17 protein-coding genes are annotated in these 16,922 nt (G+C 49.1%); 14 read left to right on the forward strand and 3 right to left on the reverse strand.

What is annotated here, in order from left to right; genetic code table 11:
* The first annotated feature begins 104 nt into the window (after positions 1-104).
* Positions 105-833: a phosphonate ABC transporter ATP-binding protein gene (locus HH215_RS04835; RefSeq protein WP_169278881.1), complete on the forward strand. Its 729-nt coding sequence runs from the start codon at positions 105-107 to the stop codon at positions 831-833.
* Positions 834-891: 58 nt separating this feature from the next.
* Here the strand turns inward: HH215_RS04835 and HH215_RS04840 are convergent, their stop codons facing one another.
* On the reverse strand, positions 892-1,029 hold the full coding sequence (locus HH215_RS04840; RefSeq protein WP_169278882.1) for a DUF6254 family protein: 138 nt from the start codon (positions 1,027-1,029) through the stop codon (positions 892-894).
* 109 nt (positions 1,030-1,138) lie between these two features.
* Between HH215_RS04840 and HH215_RS04845 the strand changes: the two genes are divergently transcribed.
* The 6 genes from HH215_RS04845 (at position 1,139) to HH215_RS04870 (ending at position 8,599) form a co-directional block, all read left to right on the forward strand.
* Complete coding sequence (locus HH215_RS04845; RefSeq protein WP_254450365.1) at positions 1,139-1,816, forward strand: MOSC domain-containing protein; 678 nt, start codon at positions 1,139-1,141, stop codon at positions 1,814-1,816.
* Positions 1,817-2,092: 276 nt separating this feature from the next.
* Positions 2,093-3,688, forward strand: coding sequence for a sensor domain-containing diguanylate cyclase (locus HH215_RS04850; protein ID WP_169278883.1), 1,596 nt, complete (start codon positions 2,093-2,095; stop codon positions 3,686-3,688).
* Positions 3,689-3,828: 140 nt separating this feature from the next.
* Positions 3,829-4,746: a polysaccharide deacetylase family protein gene (locus HH215_RS04855; RefSeq protein WP_169278884.1), complete on the forward strand. Its 918-nt coding sequence runs from the start codon at positions 3,829-3,831 to the stop codon at positions 4,744-4,746.
* A 137-nt stretch (positions 4,747-4,883) separates the two neighbouring features.
* Positions 4,884-5,888, forward strand: coding sequence for a 2-oxoacid:acceptor oxidoreductase family protein (locus HH215_RS04860; RefSeq protein ID WP_169278885.1), 1,005 nt, complete (start codon positions 4,884-4,886; stop codon positions 5,886-5,888).
* Positions 5,889-5,960: 72 nt separating this feature from the next.
* Positions 5,961-8,270: a thiamine pyrophosphate-dependent enzyme gene (locus HH215_RS04865; RefSeq protein WP_169278886.1), complete on the forward strand. Its 2,310-nt coding sequence runs from the start codon at positions 5,961-5,963 to the stop codon at positions 8,268-8,270.
* 17 nt (positions 8,271-8,287) lie between these two features.
* Complete coding sequence (locus tag HH215_RS04870; RefSeq protein ID WP_169278887.1) at positions 8,288-8,599, forward strand: hypothetical protein; 312 nt, start codon at positions 8,288-8,290, stop codon at positions 8,597-8,599.
* A 626-nt stretch (positions 8,600-9,225) separates the two neighbouring features.
* Here the strand turns inward: HH215_RS04870 and HH215_RS04875 are convergent.
* Entirely contained in the window at positions 9,226-10,170 is a 945-nt protein-coding gene (locus HH215_RS04875; RefSeq protein WP_169278888.1) for a serine hydrolase domain-containing protein, read from the reverse strand.
* Between the two features lie 588 nt (positions 10,171-10,758).
* Between HH215_RS04875 and HH215_RS04880 the strand changes: the two genes are divergently transcribed.
* Together HH215_RS04880 and HH215_RS04885 are read left to right on the forward strand one after the other, a co-directional pair.
* The gene (locus HH215_RS04880; RefSeq protein ID WP_169278889.1) at positions 10,759-11,100 is read left to right on the forward strand and encodes an AHH domain-containing protein; all 342 of its coding nucleotides are present in this window, start codon (positions 10,759-10,761) and stop codon (positions 11,098-11,100) included.
* 21 nt (positions 11,101-11,121) lie between these two features.
* Entirely contained in the window at positions 11,122-11,946 is an 825-nt protein-coding gene (locus HH215_RS04885; RefSeq protein WP_169278890.1) for an imm11 family protein, read from the forward strand.
* Positions 11,947-12,127: 181 nt separating this feature from the next.
* Here the strand turns inward: HH215_RS04885 and HH215_RS04890 are convergent, their stop codons facing one another.
* Complete coding sequence (locus HH215_RS04890) at positions 12,128-12,640, reverse strand: hypothetical protein (RefSeq protein WP_169278891.1); 513 nt, start codon at positions 12,638-12,640, stop codon at positions 12,128-12,130.
* Positions 12,641-12,783: 143 nt separating this feature from the next.
* On the opposite strand from HH215_RS04890, the gene HH215_RS04895 reads away from it, so the two are divergent.
* From HH215_RS04895 to HH215_RS04915, 5 genes are all read left to right on the forward strand, one after another.
* A complete protein-coding gene (locus tag HH215_RS04895; protein ID WP_169278892.1) occupies positions 12,784-13,308 on the forward strand; it encodes an ADP-heptose synthase in 525 nt (174 codons plus the stop codon).
* 51 nt (positions 13,309-13,359) lie between these two features.
* Positions 13,360-15,324: a tetratricopeptide repeat protein gene (locus HH215_RS04900; RefSeq protein WP_169278893.1), complete on the forward strand. Its 1,965-nt coding sequence runs from the start codon at positions 13,360-13,362 to the stop codon at positions 15,322-15,324.
* 74 nt (positions 15,325-15,398) lie between these two features.
* On the forward strand, positions 15,399-15,716 hold the full coding sequence (locus tag HH215_RS04905; RefSeq protein WP_169278894.1) for a YbjQ family protein: 318 nt from the start codon (positions 15,399-15,401) through the stop codon (positions 15,714-15,716).
* 17 nt (positions 15,717-15,733) lie between these two features.
* Entirely contained in the window at positions 15,734-16,648 is a 915-nt protein-coding gene (locus HH215_RS04910) for an aldo/keto reductase (protein ID WP_169278895.1), read from the forward strand.
* Between the two features lie 110 nt (positions 16,649-16,758).
* Complete coding sequence (locus HH215_RS04915; RefSeq protein ID WP_169278896.1) at positions 16,759-16,905, forward strand: sigma factor; 147 nt, start codon at positions 16,759-16,761, stop codon at positions 16,903-16,905.
* The last annotated feature ends 17 nt before the right edge of the window (positions 16,906-16,922 follow it).

A 16,922-nucleotide genomic window follows, 5' to 3' on the forward strand; every position in this document is an offset into this window, starting at 1 on the left:
GAACATGTGTTCTTGTTTTGATTATAGCAAACATTTGTTCGTATGGCAAGAGATTACATAATGGCTTAAACTAGATTTATATTGATTGAGGGGAAATGGCAGCTATGATCGTAATTTCTGGATTAACACGTAAAATTCCCGAGGGTAAAACGATATTGGATCATGTGAATACTCGTCTTGAACCGGGCACTTTCATCGCGGTCGTCGGATCTAGCGGCAGCGGCAAGTCGGCATTGCTGAAGGCGCTTGCCCTGAAGGAAGTATGGACTTCGGGGGAATACAAGGTAGACGGTAAAGATCTCATGGAGGCCAGCTTCTTCGCCAAGATGAAGTTTCGCCGGCAAATCGCTTATCTGGAACAGAAGCCGCTTATGTACGAGAAAAAGACGGCGCTCAAAAACGTGCTGATCGGAGCCTCGGAACAGACGCCTCTATGGCGCAGAGTTACGGGCATGGTGCGTAGTGACGATCATATGGGCGCTATGGATATGCTTGAACATGTTGGCCTGATGGAGCGCGCCTCGCAAGTGGTCGAGAGGATGAGCGGGGGAGAACGCCAACGGATCGCCATCGCGCGCGCGCTCGTCCATGGCGCACGCCTTGTGCTTGCGGACGAGCCGGTATCCGGCTTGGACCCGCATACGTCGGAAGAAATGATGAAAACGTTAAAGAAGCTGTGCCACGACAAAGGAACGACGATCGTCGCCGCGTTGCACCGCGTGGAACTTGCCGAGAAATTCGCCGACGAAATATGGGGGATGCAAGACGGCAGGCTCATTATCAACATCAGAGGAAGAAGATTAACCGCTTCCGAGAAAATCCGATTAACGTAAAAACCCGACGCCAGCAGATGATTAAGGCTGTTGGCGTCAAGTCTTGCTTGCTCGGTAACTACGATGTCGGATCGGTTTTCCCCTCCGGATTCGTTTCGTTCGCCAACTCATGCAGCGAAGTGATTTTACCGTGAGGTTGTTGGTTCTGCTTGCGGCTTTTCCAAGTGCTTTCTCTTCGTCGTTTGGAAGTAGGCATGCCCGTCCACCTTTCGTTCATCGATGATGTTACATGAGTTAGCGTGGCGTTTGCGAGCCGCGCTTATTCAATCGACTGGACAAATCGCGTGAAGGAGATTCGATTACCCTTGGAAACCAACGAATTATTGTTATCCGCATACCCGTTAATATCATTAAATATCGGTAAAGTACGGTCGGGTACTTACAAAGGCAAGGAAACGACGTCGGGAATCGATAAGCGTAAAGTCGACCGTGCGCTAGCGCTCGGCGAGCTTGGGTTCGAAGGAGACGAGCAAGCCGATCTCGTTCATCACGGCGGGGTCGACAAAGCCGTTTGCGTTTATAGTTACGATCATTATAAGCACTGGGAAGCCAAGCTGGATCGTTCCTTGGAATACGGCGCGTTCGGGGAAAATTTCACGGTTGCGCATATGAACGAATCGCAAGTTCATATTGGAGACACCTTTAGTATCGGGACTGCGGTCGTACAGATCAGTCAGCCTCGCCAGCCATGCTGGAAACTGGCCATGCGGTGGGGCTTGGACGAGCTTCCGCTGCTCGTTACGACTAGCGGCGCGACGGGATTTTACTTCCGCGTGCTGAAGCAAGGCGAAGTGAAGACGGGCGACGAATTGCTCCCGCTTCAGGTTCATCCGCACAGGATCACGGTCGAGGAAGCTAACCGGGTCATGCATAAGGATCGCGAGGACATCGATGGGTTGCGCAAATTATTAGCCGTGGACGCGTTGTCCGCTAGCTGGGTAAATACGTTCTCGAAAAGATTGGAACGACTCGTGAACGAATAAAGAAGTATAGCAAGACGACAAGCCCCCGAAGAAATTTGCGGGGGCTTGTCGCGTTATAGGAGATCGACAAAAAAATTCAAAATTTTTAATTATGCCGGATCAATTCCAATTATTAACGCATAACGTCAACCCAAAGAAGACAATGTCTGTTATTATAGATGAGGATTATGATGAACTTGAATAATGAGCAGGGTCTTGTAGAAATTCGTCGAATTGTCGAGTCGGACACGGAAGACGAATCTTCGAATAAATTGCTAACGGGGGATTAACGGAGAGATGCGAGCGAAGAAAGGTTTGACGCTAAGATCAACGGTCAACACCATCGTTCTGATTGCGGTATTGGCAACGGTTGTGATTAGCACGGTGATTGCTTACAGGAGCGAGAAGCAATCCCTTACCCGAACGACGTTTCAATTGAATCACGTGTATACGGAGAAAATATCGGATACCGTGAACAATTTGTTCGTAAATATGAAACAAAGCTTGCAAGTCACCGGCGAATATTTATCTAAGGACTTAACCCGAGAGGATCTTCACGAGCAATTGGAACGGTTCCAACGCGGCAATCCTTCTTTTAACGCGGTATTCATCGTCGATAGTAACGGCCACATTGTCGAAGGCTCTAACGTAGAACCGAGCGCGAGGGGTACCAAGGTCAATTCAGTAGGCACTTTGCAAGCGATTAAGGAGCAGCGCCCGCTCATATCGGAGCCTTACTTATCCGGGACGAATAAATTAATCGTCATGATCAGTCAACCGATCAAGGATGCCAACGGCCAATATGCGGGTTATATCGGCGGTTCTATCCGCCTTCACGAAACTAATATTTTTCAGACGATACTCGGAACCGCGCCTTCTCAAGATAACGGTACTTATGCGTACGTGGTTAGCTCATCCGGTCGTTTGCTCTACCATCCGGATCCGAATCGGATCGGCGAACTCGTCGTCGGCAATGAAGTTATTAACGACTTGATGGCTGGCAACGGCGGTACGAAACGCATTATCAACACGAAGGGTAACGACATGCTGGCTAGCTATTCTTACATTCAGGAAGCGGGATGGGGGATCGTATCCCAGACGCCAACCGATGTCGTTTTGAATTCGACCCGCAAACTCGTAATGAAAATCGTGCTATACATGTTACCTGCGTTGCTAATTTTCATGGCCGTTATCTACTGGATCGTTGGCAAAGTCGCTGCTCCTTTTTCCAAATTGGCGCAGTTTGCAACCTTGCTGTCTCCGACTCAAAGCAGCTCGGACGAACTGCCTAAGATCAACGCGTGGAACTATGAAGCTAACGTACTCCACAAAGCGTTGGCCAGAGCGATACGCCATTTCCGCTATCAATTCGAGAGCTTGTCTATCGAAGCGCAGACGGATCCGTTAACGGGGTTATTCAACAGACGGACGATGGATCATTTCGTACAAAATTGGATAGCGCAGAAAGCTTCCTTCTCCATGTTGGTTATGGACTTGGATAACTTTAAGCAAGTTAACGATACGTACGGGCATGACAAGGGCGACGATGTGCTCAAGTATCTAGCGTCCTCCTTGCAACGTTTGTTTGGCGAAAATCATGTTTGCTGCCGATTCGGCGGCGAAGAATTCGTCGTTCTGGTGTTGGACGAGGATTTTAATAAGGCGATCGAGGACGCGGAATTGATTCGTAAATTTATGGCGGAAACGAAGAGTCCTACAGGCTCCGCGGTGACGCTTTCGATCGGGGTCTCTCACTATCCGGGGTTTGCCCATAATGCGGATCAACTTTTCCGTCTAGCGGATGAGGCTATGTATCGAGCTAAGCGCTCCGGGAGGAACCGGGTCGAACTGGAACAAGGCGCGGGATTCGATTCGACGGAGAAGACGAGTTAGTATCGCATATCGTGAACGGAGAAAGTGCTTTTACTTTCTCCGTCTTTTTATTTTCCGACTCTTTTCCCATAATATTGGGTTCCATAATGGTTAATGCTGCCTTCCGCGATCATACAATAGTAGCAGGGAGGCGATGGACGATGAACACGGCGCAGCGATTGGGTTACGGAAAAGAGGAAAAGTTGCTGATCGTGAATGCGGATGATTTCGGGCTTTGCCGCAGCGTGAACGAGACGATTGTCGAGCTATTATCGAACAAGGAGATTAGCTCTACTACGATTATGATGAACTGCTCTTGGTCCGCGGATGCGTCCGCGCTTATTCAATCCGTCGCCCCGGATGCCGATGTCGGGGTTCACTGGACGTTAACTAGCGAATGGCCTCTCTATCGATGGGGGCCGATTTGCCGAAGCCGTGCGACGGGTAGCTTGAGCGGGCGGGATGGATGGTTTCCCGAAACGATCTCCGAAGTCGAGCGAAGAGCGGACCCCGAAGAAGTACGGCACGAATTGATCGCCCAGACGGAAGCGGCGCTAAGATCGGGTCTGACGTTATCGCACGCCGACAATCATATGGGCAGCTTATACGGATTTCATTCGGGGAAGGATCTGTTGCCGATCGCATTTGACGTCTGCGCGCGATACGGTCTTCCTTTCCGGTTGCCTCGGCTTCTCATGCCGGTTGGGGGCAGAGTCATCCCGACGGAGCTTAGCGATCGCGCTAAGATCAGGGTACGCCAAGCGGACGACCGCGGAATCGTGCTTCCCGATTACGTGCTTGGCCCCGAATATCGCCTCAATTGGGGAGAAACATATGAATCGGTTAAGATGGAAGGCGTCCAATTAATCCGTAATTTATTGCCGGGCGTAACGGAGTGGATCTCTCATCCGGCACGGCCAACGGATGAACTTCGAGCTTTCCACGGTCATCCGGATAAAAGGGGAATGGAGATCGCCTTCTGGCAAGACGAGGAGGTTCGCGAGGCTCTCGAGGCAGAGCGTGTCAGACTTATCGGATGGAAGGACCTTCAGAATCTGCAAGCAAGCTTGTCCGTATGAGAAAGACAGCAAGATTTGCCGTATTTTCACATCGACGGGAGGATTTCTGCTTTTTATAGCGAAATAATTAATGTTTGTATATTGCCAATTTTCTGAATTATCCTCCATTTACTCGCGAAAGGGGATTACAGAACGTCATGGTTATGCTGCCTAAGGTAAACGAGCTCGGCTTTTTTGAAATTCGTCTGGAGTCCATCGGTGGGCTGGGTGCCAATCTGGCAGGTAAGATGCTAGCGGAAGCGGGAGTCATGGGAGTCGGATTGAACGGAGTCAGCTTCAGTTCTTACGGTTCGGAGAAGAAAGGCTCGCCGGTGAAAGCGCACATTCGATTCTGCGATATCAATACGCGGATTCGGGATACGTCACCAGTCGAAAGACCGCATGTGATCGGCATTTTTCATGAAAACCTGTCCAAGACGATCAACGTTATTTCCGGGATGTACGAAGACAGCATCGTGCTTGTCAACTCCAAGAAATCGCCAGCTCAGCTTAAAGATCAGCTCAAACTGAAAGGCGGCATTATCGCCGTGGTCGACGCGACCGGGATCTCCATGAGCGAGAACAATCGCGTGAACATGGCTATGTTAGGCGGATTGTTCCGGTTATGCGGATTTTTGGACGCGGAGTTCATGAAAGGCGTTATTCGTAAATCCTTGGAGAAAAAGTACCCGGCGGCCGTACAACCGGCTTTAAACACGTTCCAACGCGGGTATGACGAAGTGAAATTTCAATCGTATTCGTTAGCGGAAGGAGACGCGATGCCGGATTTCATCCGAATGGACACGCCGGTGCTTGGGTACGAGACGCAGCCGATCGGCGGGTTGGTCGTCAATCCGGGAAACAGCATCCTGAAGGATCTAAGCATTTCGCGAGCGGGGATGATGCCGCACTTCGCGGACGACAAGTGCATTCATTGCGCGGCATGCGACAACGTGTGCCCGGACTTCTGCTTCGTGTGGGAGGAGCAGGCGGACAAGAAAGGCCGACCGCAAATGTTCCTGCAAGGGATCGATTATCAATATTGCAAAGGCTGCTTGAAATGCGTGCAAGCTTGCCCGACGGAAGCGCTGTCCTCGGAACTGGAGGAAGACGGCTACGCGGACGGTCATCGAGTGCCTCATAAGTTTCACTTGGCGATTTAAACAGCTTCTCTAAGAGATAGAGCTTCTAGCGTTTCGTTCAACGAGAAACCGATAGGAAAGGTGGAGTCTGAAATGTCGATCGACATCCGCAAGGAAATGGGCCGTCAAGGTACCGTGGAGCAACGAATCGTCTATGAATCAGGCAACGAGATGGCCGCATATGCCGCACACCAGATTAACTATCATGTAATGGGGTATTTCCCGATTTCGCCATCGACGGAAGTGGCGCAGTTTCTCGATTTAATGAAAGCGAACGGTCAGCACGATATCGTCTTGATTCCCGCGGACGGGGAGCATGGCTCGGCAGGCGTATGTTACGGGGCATCGACTGCGGGAGGCCGCGTATTCAACGCGACGTCCGCTAACGGTTACTTGTATATGCTCGAGCAGATGCCGGTACAATCCGGAACGCGGTTTCCGATGGTCATGAATCTCGTATGCCGTTCCGTGTCGGGTCCTCTCGACATTCACGGCGACCACTCGGATTTATACTTCGCGTTAAATACCGGCTGGCCGATCGTGCTCTGTCGCGATCCGCAGGCCGTGTACGATATGAACATTATCGCGCTTAAGCTCGCGGAAGACCCGGAAGTTCGCTTGCCGGTGCTGGTCGCGTCCGACGGTTATTTTACGAGCCATCAGAAGCGCCGGGTAATGACCTTCACGCATCGCGAAGACGTTCAGAAGTTCGTGGGCGAACGTCCGCCGGAAGGCTTCAAGCACGTACTCGATCGCAATAACCCGATTACGGTCGGGCCTTATATGAACGAGCCGGATTACATTAACAACTGCTATCAACAGAGCTTGGCGATGTATCGCGCGGAAGCCGTGTTCGATAGAATCCAGAAGGAATACGCGGAACTGACGGGCAGGGAATATCCGATTCTTGAATTGTACCGGATGGAGGATGCGGATGTCGCCGTATTCCTGTTGAATTCTTCGGCGGAGATCATTAAGGACGTCGTCGATCAGCTTCGCGCTCAAGGGATTAAAGCGGGCGCGATCTCGCCGAATATTATCCGTCCTTTCCCGGCTAAGGCGATTACGGACGCGCTTAAGAACGTCAAAGCGGTCACCGTAGGCGACCGTTCCGACTCCTATGGGGGCCATGGAGGCAACATGGTCATGGAAGTGCGGGCGGCTTTGCAGCAATACGGCAATTCGACGACTCTGGTCATTAGCCGGATATACGGGTTGGGCGGCAAGGACTTCTACGCCGAGGACGGCTTGAAAATGTTCGAGTTCGCGATCGAAGCGATGGACAAAGGTTTCGTCGAGAAGCCGTACGATTACCATGGCATTACGGCGGGCGATCCGGACAAAGCACCGAAGAGGGTGCTGGAGCCGATGAAGTACGAGGATCTGAAAACGGGTCTGATCACGGTGACGCAGGACGAAACGACGGGTAAGGTGAACGTGAGGGTGCCGCCGCTTCGTTCCTTGACGAAGAAGCCGAAACGGATTGCGCCGGGGCACGGCGCTTGTCCGGGTTGCGGTATTTTCTCCGGTTTGGAGCTGTTCTTCAAAGGAATCGAGGGCGATATCGTCGCCTTGTTCCATACGGGCTGCGCGATGGTCGTTACGACGGGATATCCTTACTCGGCGCACAAAGCGACTTACATCCACAACTTGTTCCAGAACGGCGCGGCTACGATGTCGGGCGTCGTCGAGATGTTCCATGAGCGGAAACGCCGGGGAGAGCTGGATGAATTCGGCTTGAAGGATGATTTTACTTTCGTCATGATTACCGGCGACGGCGGAATGGATATCGGAATGGGACCGGCGATCGGAGCCGCCCTCCGTAACCATCGAATGATCATTCTCGAATACGATAACGAAGGCTACATGAATACGGGAGCCCAGCTTTCCTATTCGACGCCGATGGGTCACCGCACTTCGACTTCCAACGTCGGTAAACATCAAGGCGGTAAAGTGTTCCATCACAAGGATACCGCGCAGATCATGGCCGCGACGAACATCCCTTACGTATTCACGGGGAGCGAAGCAAGTCCCGTGGATCTCGTAAGGAAGGGGGCCAAAGCCCAGTGGTACGCGCAAAACGTGGGGATGGTCTATGGTAAAATTCTCATTACTTGTCCGTTGAACTGGTTATCGGAAGATAAGGACGGCGCGGATATTATCGATTACGCGGTGAACACTTGTTTCTTCCCGCTCTACGAGGTAGAGAGAGGGGTCACGACGATTACCTATAACCCCGAGGAAAAAGGGAAAAGGGTGCCCGTTGGCGATTGGCTGAAGATGATGGGCAAAACGAAACATCTATCGAAGCCGGAATACGCGGAGACGTTGCGGGAGTTCGAGAATGAGATCGAACGGCGCTGGAACATGCTGAAGGCGAAGCACGAAAATCCGTATTTGTAGGAACGGGGTTGGAGGGCATGCCTTACGCTTTCATACACGCGCCGACGGGGACGCTGCTCTCCTGCGTTCAGCGAAACGGTTATAAACTTGCTTATTACGGCCTGGTATTGACGGAGTCCGCTTCGGGACCGTTAGAAATCTCGCAGGCTTTAGCTGAAGCGGGCATTGCTCCGGATGATCCGGCTGGAGATGTGACGGAGTGGTCGCCGCTGGAGCTGACCGAGCATGAAGCGAAGATGGCCAATGTCAAGCTGCGCAACGACCCTCGCAGAGTCGCTTATTATCGCGACGGAGTCATTTCCGCGACGGAGTCTGCGGGTAACGGATAAGTAAACAAGCGCCCCGGGAGGTTGAACTCCCGGGGCGCTTGTTTTTCGTAGTTGCTCGAAATAATCGAGTAATTCCAGCGCGGTGGCAAGTTTCTGCGAGAGTTACTCGAAAAAATCGATTAATTCTAGCGAGGTGGCTAGTTTCTGCGAGAGTTACTCGAAAAAATCGACTAATTCCAGCGAGGTGGCTAGTTTCTGCGAGAGTTACTCGAAAAAATCGACTAATTCCAGCGAGGTGGCAAGTTTCTGCGAGAGTTACTCGAAAAAATCGATTAATTCCAGCGCGGTAGCTAGTTTCTGCGAGAGTTACTCGAAAAAAGAGGCTGTCGATTAACTGGGGATAACCCGATTCACACTCCGCTTTAAATCGATTTTTGTTTGAGGTCAGCCGTCTCTTAAAAAGAAAATCGCTATCAATTGATCTGGCAGCCACTTTTAGGATAGATCCTTGATCCTAAATGAGTTATATACATTAAATCGACAGCCTCAAAAATCGACTAATTCCAGCGCGGTAGCTAGTTTCTACGAGAGTTACTCGAAAAAATCGACTAATTCCAGCACTTAGGCCAGATTCTTGGTAGCGTCAAGTAGTCTGTGTAGCGGGTTTTTCCATCGGGACGATGGATTTAGTTAGTATATATTCCCAAAACTTGCTTGAACAGCCGATAGGGAAGAAAGGTTTGCTTGTATAACGTACTCGCGAAAGTAACGATAATCTCGTGCTCGGGAACGACGAAAATATACTGGCCGCCATACCCCATGGCAAAGTAAACAACGGGAGTCAACGGCTCTCGGTTTTCGTCGGACATGCTCCACCAATGATAGCCATAAGACCCGATATGATCATAAGTATGAAAACGCGGCTTCGTGCTCTCTACAATCCAAAGCTCGGGAACGACTTGTTCGCTATGCCATCGGCCGTTACCTAACGACAGCTGTCCGATTTTCATCAAATCCGGAGCTCTCAGCTCCAGACCGAATCCGCCGATTATGATGCCTTTGGCATCGGAGTACCAACGGTATTGCTCGATTCCGAGCGGCTTGAACAGAAAAGTTTCCGCGTATTCCGCGCTTGTCATCCCCGTAGCTTTCTGCAAGATTGCGCTTAAGAGGTGCGAGCTTCCCGAATCGTAGTACATCCGCGTGCCGGGGGAATGGAGCATCGGCCGAGACAATATAAAGTCAACCCAATTCGGACTCGTAATCATCGGATTCGGCAGCCCGCCCCAGTCTCCCATCTCCGGCCAATCCCATCCCGGCGTCATCGTGAGCAAATTCTCGATCGTGACTTTTTCCTTCGGCGTGCCTCGGGCTTTGGGGAAATAATCGGCGATGGACGTATCGATGCTCGGAATTTCTCCGCGTTCGATCGCGATTCCGATAAGCAGGGAGAGGACGCTTTTGGTAATCGAGTTGATCTTATGCAGTTTATCCGCCGAGTGGGAATTACGCGCATGGGCAAAAACGATTCGATCTCGCAGGAAAACTTCGCAGTAGTCGATCTTCGATTTGGGTACTTGTTGCGATAAATAGTTGAGATTCAAAGTGAGTTGGGGCGGTATTTTGGACATTAACATTAGACTCCTAATGATTGAGAGTTCCTTAAGGATAAAAATAGGAAAAAATTGGTTATGTACTACGAAATTTCATCTAATTAGACAATATTACTTAATTTCAACAATTGTTAAAAAGAGAGGAATAATATGATCAAGCTAACGTTACGAAGAGTGTATACAGTAATAAACCTAAAGGCAAATTTATTATCCGAATTAAGCGCGATTTTAAGGTTAGCGAACCTGTAATTAACGGCCTTACTCATACTTCCAGTAACTTTGGGAGTTATTCGAGTGTAGTAACATACGTAATTACCTGACTCCTTACGACTCTGCGGTTGAACTTGATACTAATTATAAGTTCGATTATTTCAAAGATAAATCTATTGAAGATCAGAATTATGTTTCAATGGAATTGAATGCTGATAAAGACATTTTCCAACTATCCACAGTCGGAGACTACCATACTTATTATATATCCAAACAGGGTATCTAACTCACAATCTATTGGATGCTTGTCGATTAGAAAAGTATGCTAATGTATCACCAGATTTGAAGTCTGGAATAAAGGGTGAACCGAGTAAAGTTCTCGAAGCTGAGAAAAAAATGACGGGAATTGAAAAGCCGGCTGGTTGGCATGCACATCATATTGTTGCTTTCAACCATTCAAATGAGTTTGCTGACATTCATCTTGATAAAAAGTACCAGATAGATTTTAATTCTTCTGCAAATGGTGTTTATCTACCTAAAATGCCTGGACAATCTAAAGTAGTTATCGATGGCCAAACTCTTGCAACGCACAATGTAGAACATACTAATGAGTACTTTAGATATGTCTACAATGCAATCAAAGCTGGGGAAATAACAGGCAAAGATGGAATACTTAAGGCTTTTGAGGAATTTAGAAATGTTCTATTGAAAGGTAAACTTTCCATTGGAAACCTTTAATTATCTGGAGGTTGATTAGATATGAAAATTTGGCAGTTAACTGCGGATGATGAAAGTAAAAAGCTAACATACGATAAGAAAAAAGCCAAGGAACTAGGGCACCCAATAAGGACTGAGTTTAATGGAAGTCCCATTAAGGAAAGTTGGATGCCTATTAAATTTATTACTTTGAAGAACGGGAAATATGTAGATTTTCCTAATTTCAGGGATGGTGTTCCGGTATGCACAAGAGAGACTTTTGTGAAGATTGGCTACGAAATTGGTTATCAAGCTGAATTCTTACCTGTAGCGCATGAAGAACTTGATCTGTTGCTGGTTAATGTTACTAATATTATTGATTGCGTGAACTCAGACAAGTCTACTGCAAAAAGACTCTCAACTGGCGCTTTTATTTGTTACTTAAATCATGTGTTTTTACCAGAAAAGATTCCCAATGACACTTTAATATTTAAACTACCGGAAACTAGTGAAACAGATGTTTATGTTACTGACTTATTCGTAAATCTAGTGAAGAAGCATAAACTCAAAGGTTGTCGGTTTATAGAACTCTGGGACTCCGAACAAACCGATGAAATGGAAACGGAGAAGCAAATAACTTCTCAATTTACATTGGAACAAATCGAAAAAGACAAAGGCACTGAATTTTCATATGAAGTAGCAGTGACAAAAGTCCTAAGTGGCATCGCTGTAGCCAGTGGTAAATGGAAAATGCAGTTAGATTCGAAAGGCAGATTCTGGTTAGGTCAGCTTGGGGAAGATGCTCAATATCATTGGCTGATGCCCGTGTATATGCCTCCTATTCTTCTCGAGTACGATTGGCACGAAGTAGGTAAGTCAACAATTTAAATCTTTTCCTGGAGAATAATATTATGAAGAAGCTGTTGTTCTCGATATTAAGTTTGCTAGAGCCACCTGTTACTAGCATAACATGACGGGCAAGCTTGCTCCGAATGGTATTTACGACGCTGTCCCCCGCCATCCTAAAGGACAGCGGAAGCCGTTTATGCTTGCAATATAGGATTACAGACTAAACATCCGGAAATATAGAAGCTTCCTTACGCCCGTTAGTGCTCATGAGCTCCATCACCTTCTGCAGCTTCAAACATTCGTGAGGCTTGAGCTCCCGCTGAAAATAGCCGTACATATAAGCCGCTTCGAGAAAAGGCAGGCTTGGATAACAAACGACTTGTTGATGGGAATAGGGATTATCGAGCAGGATTTGCCATTCGCCGTCCCTACGGGAAGCCGGAATGTTAGCGAGCACATCGTTCTTCGAGCGCAGGATCAGGTCGAATTCCTCCCACACTTCGCTCCACGACGGGCTAAACCGTTCGGGCCAAGGAAACAATTGGCGCGCCCTAGCAAGCTTTAACCGATAACGCTCCGCTTCGTCATCCGAATATTTTTTCAATCCGTTGCGGAAGTCGTCTATGAACGTATAGAAGGAAAAATATCCTGCGGCTTCCAGAGTTAAACCGAACGTTTGCTCATCTTCTTGCCGATCGAGTTGCATATAATGTTGGAAGGTCGACTCTGACATCCCTTACAGCTCCTTAACAGAGATAATATGGCAACAATCTTTGAATATTATACCGTACGGTGTGGCAATACGCTCGGCATTTTATGATATAATGAGAAACAATGCGCAAGACCGCGGAAGCTTTATGGGAGGGAAATACAAAGATGAGTCGGCGTTTTGTTATCGAAGCGGTTATGATCGCGATCTACGGGCAGTTGCTTCTGCCTAAGCGTCCAGTCGAATATAGATTACCCTATACTTCGGTCATGGAGCTTTACGATATGAAAGACAGTCCCGAACCGGTCATGCCGGAAGCGGACGACGATGCGTACGTGAAATCTAAGATCGGCGAAATGATTAGCTTTTTCGAAGATCCGTTTAATAAAAAGAAGATAGAGCGCGCGCTTATGGCTCCATGGAGAGAAAGTCCGCCTCTGCCTATCAATGATCACGTCTCGCTAGTCATCGTGAACGCGGCGGAGAATATGCAATACGGAGAACTGTTCGATCCGATCGAAACGGAAATCTTACTTATGTCGCTTCGCTTGCAAAGTCCGGTGCTCACCGATCAAATCGAATTTCAGGATAAAGTCGTGCAGAACGCGATTCCCGTACAACTGTTCGACATTGACGATTTCGAATTCGCCGTCGAAGAAGGAATGGAAACGACGGGAGAATTCACAGAATAAGAAAGCTGCCGAGGTTCTCGGCGGCTTTTGCTTCTATAGGAGGGGATGTTATTGGTTAGTTCCTTTGCCCGTTGGATGGCGCTAAGACTTCATAAACAACAGAAGCTGACTCAGTCTCTCCGTTGGTACGAAAAATGGGGCGTCGAGAAGATGACGATCGACGAACGCGTGAACTATGCGGGACTGTTGCACGATAACGGTCATTCCGATAAAGCTCTCAAAGTGTTGACGTCGTTGCTAAAGAAACAAGAACATCCGCCGGCGTACGAACGTCGCGCGCATATCTATAACGAGATGGGTAAAGAGGATGAAGCGATCTCGGATTTGAACGCGGCGATCAAGCTCGACTCGGAGCCGTATATTTATTGGTACACTAGGGCGATTGCCCATTATGACAGGGGAGAATATAAGGAAGCGGTTCGCGATTTCAAAGAGGCTCTTGGAAGAAGGGAAGACTCGAAAGCGTCCACCTATTATGAGCTAGGTAATGTATACATGAAGCTAGGCAGCTTCGAGGATGCTGAAAACTGTTATAGACAGGCGGCTTCCGTACCTTCGAATGCGATACCGCACTATTATTACAGGCAAGCCCAGGCGCTGGAGCAAATGAATCGGGTGGAAGAAGCGCAAACCGCTCTTTCCGAAGCCGTCAAGCTGCAAGAACAATGGCAGAAGCTGAATGATCGCGGTGCGGCTATTCTGAAAGAAAGAACCAATTATTCTCTTGCTGCGGTAGCGAGCTTCATTAAGGGCGCGCAGGATGAATACGGCTTCCGGTTGTTCGAATCCAGATTGCACGAGATTAAAGGCGAGTTAACCCAAGCGTTGAATTCAATCGATGTTGCTCTGCAGTCGTTCCCGGGAGCAGCGGAGCTTCAATTACGTAAAGGCAATCTGCTCAGGCAGCTTGAACGTTACGAAGAAGCTTCGGATTTGCTCCATCGACTGAAGGACAATAATCCGTTATGGTTGCCCGCCTATCTGGAACTGAGCGCCGCGCATCGCGCGCAAGGATTGTATGAGGAAATGATACAAGTACTTAAATCGGCCAAAAGCCATTTCGCGGAAAATACGGTTGTCCGATACTGGCTTGCGGATGCCTTGCGCGAAGCGGGACACTACGAGGAAGCGCGTTCGGAAAACGCGGAGTTAACCGATATGGAGCCGGATGATCCGCTCAACTGGAAGCAACGGGCGGAAATCGCGATCGACGCCAATAACTTTCAAGAGGCGGACGAGGCTTACACGAGAGCGTTGCAGCTTGAGGAAACGGCGGATTTCTATATGCGTCGCAGCTTCTCAAGATATATGGACGATCGCTATGAAGAGGCGATGATGGACATTCAATCCGCCATTAAGCTGGACGAAAACCTGCTGAAGGAAAGCAAGACGGCTTACGCGCTGGGCGAGCTTTACGTCGGGATGGGAAATTGGGATTTAGCCGAGGTCGAGTATTCGAGAGCCTTGGCGCAAGAACTTGATAATCCGCAAATCTACGACCGCAGGGCGCGCTGTCGTATGGCGGCCGACCGTCTGACCGATGCGCTCGAGGATTGCAATCGCGGTCTGTCGCTCGATCCGAACAATGCCAGACTGACATGGTTAAGGGGATTAATCCAATATCGGTTAGACGATCATGAAGCGGCTTTGATCGATTCGTTAACCTATGCCAAGTTGTTGCCGGACGACTCTCAAGGGCATTTTAACCTGGGGTTGATCTATAATCATCTCGACCGGCATGACGACGCTATCGACTCCTTCACGAAAGTGATCGAACTGAATCCGTTCGAAGCGCAAGCTTATTTGCAAAGAGCTTCTATATGGTATCATCATTCCTTCGACCGTCTGCGCGCGACGGATGATCTTGCTCAGTGGTTGCTATATGCCGGCGGGGAGAAGTCGCAAGGGGATCGATTTGCTCTGTTGAACGAACTTCGAGGGTTCGACGACGAGATGCGGGAAAGGGCGAAGGAGCAATTTCTGCTCATTTACGGAAACAGCCGATATCTGTCCTAACATTTGGTGCGGTTAAATGCCTATGGTAAAATAGAGGAAGCTTAAGTCTAAATATCCGAAGGAGGAATTATCGTATGCTCGTTACGACAACGCCCAACGTGGAAGGTTATCGCATTACTTCCTATTATGGATTGGTTAACGGAGAAACGATTATGGGGGCGAATATTTTCCGGGATTTCCTCGCTTCCATTACCGATGTCGTCGGAGGACGCTCGGGTACATACGAGAATAAACTGAAGGAAGCGCGGGATATCGCGATCGGCGAAATGACCAATCAAGCCAAGAGCTTAGGCGCGAACGCGGTTGTCGGCGTAGACATCGATTACGAGGTCATTCGGGATGGTATGCTGATGGTTGCGGTCAGCGGTACGGCCGTTCGCGTCGAGTCTTAATTAGGGAGTGAAGCCGAATGAAATATCGATGGCTGGGAAAAACAGGCTTGAAGGTATCCGTCGTAGGCGTAGGAACTTGGCAATTCGGCGGCGAATGGGGAAGAACTTATTCGCAACGGGAAGCGGATGGCATATTAAACCGAGCTCAGGAGCTAGGAATTAACCTCATCGATACCGCGGAATGTTATGGCGATCACTTGTCCGAATCGCTTATCGGCGAATCCATTAGCCGGAACCGCGGTGAATGGATACTGGCTACGAAGTTCGGCCACCATTTCCATCGAAACTTCGAACGAACGGACGAATTCGATTCGCGGGAAGTCGTTAATCAGCTTGAGCAGTCTCTTCGAGCGCTGAAGACCGACTATGTGGATCTATATCAATTCCATTCCGGTCCTGACGCTTCCTTCGATCGGAGCGAGCTGTGGGAAACGCTGAACAAGCAAGTCCAAGCCGGCAAAATCCGTCATCTGGGTATCTCGATCGGTTCTAACGAGAATATTCATCAAACGTCGCAAGCGAATAACGTGAACGCGAAAGTTATACAAGTCGTATACAATCGTCTGGATCGCAAACCGGAGACGGAAGTGTTCCCTTCCTGCATTGAGCAGAATCTGGGCGTATTGGCCCGCGTTCCGCTTGCCAGCGGTTTATTAAGCGGAAAGTATAAGCCGGGGGCAACGTTCGCTACCGATGACGTCAGATCGCGACGGGATGCCGCTCAACTCGAGCAGCAGATGCTAGAAGTGCAAGCGATCGGACGGGATGAGGTTCCACAGGGCACGGATATGGCCGCGTGGGCGCTCGCTTGGTGTCTGAATCATCCGGCCGTTACCTGCGTAATACCAGGCTGCAAGGATATCGCGCAAGTGGAAGCGAATGCAGCCGCGGTCGAACTCGTAGAAACGGGACATCCGCAAGACGCGGAGTAAGTCCGAACTTTACGGATGAATCCGGTTCATCGCCTCTCCGGTATTATCGGAGAGGTTTTGCTATTGGAACCGCACGCGGAATTATCCGATGATTCTAAGGATGGGATAAAATGCAAATCGAACAATTATATCCGATGTATCGAGAGGATTTATTTAAGCTTGCTTACCGGATGTTAGGCACGGTAGCGGAAGCGGAAGATGTCGTCCAGGATATATTCGTCACTCTCCATCAACTGGAATATCATCATGGCGATTAATGTCATTAATAGTTGGA

Origin of the sequence: Cohnella herbarum, from assembly GCF_012849095.1 — a bacterium.
GTDB classification, from domain to species: Bacteria; Bacillota; Bacilli; order Paenibacillales; family Paenibacillaceae; genus Cohnella; species Cohnella herbarum.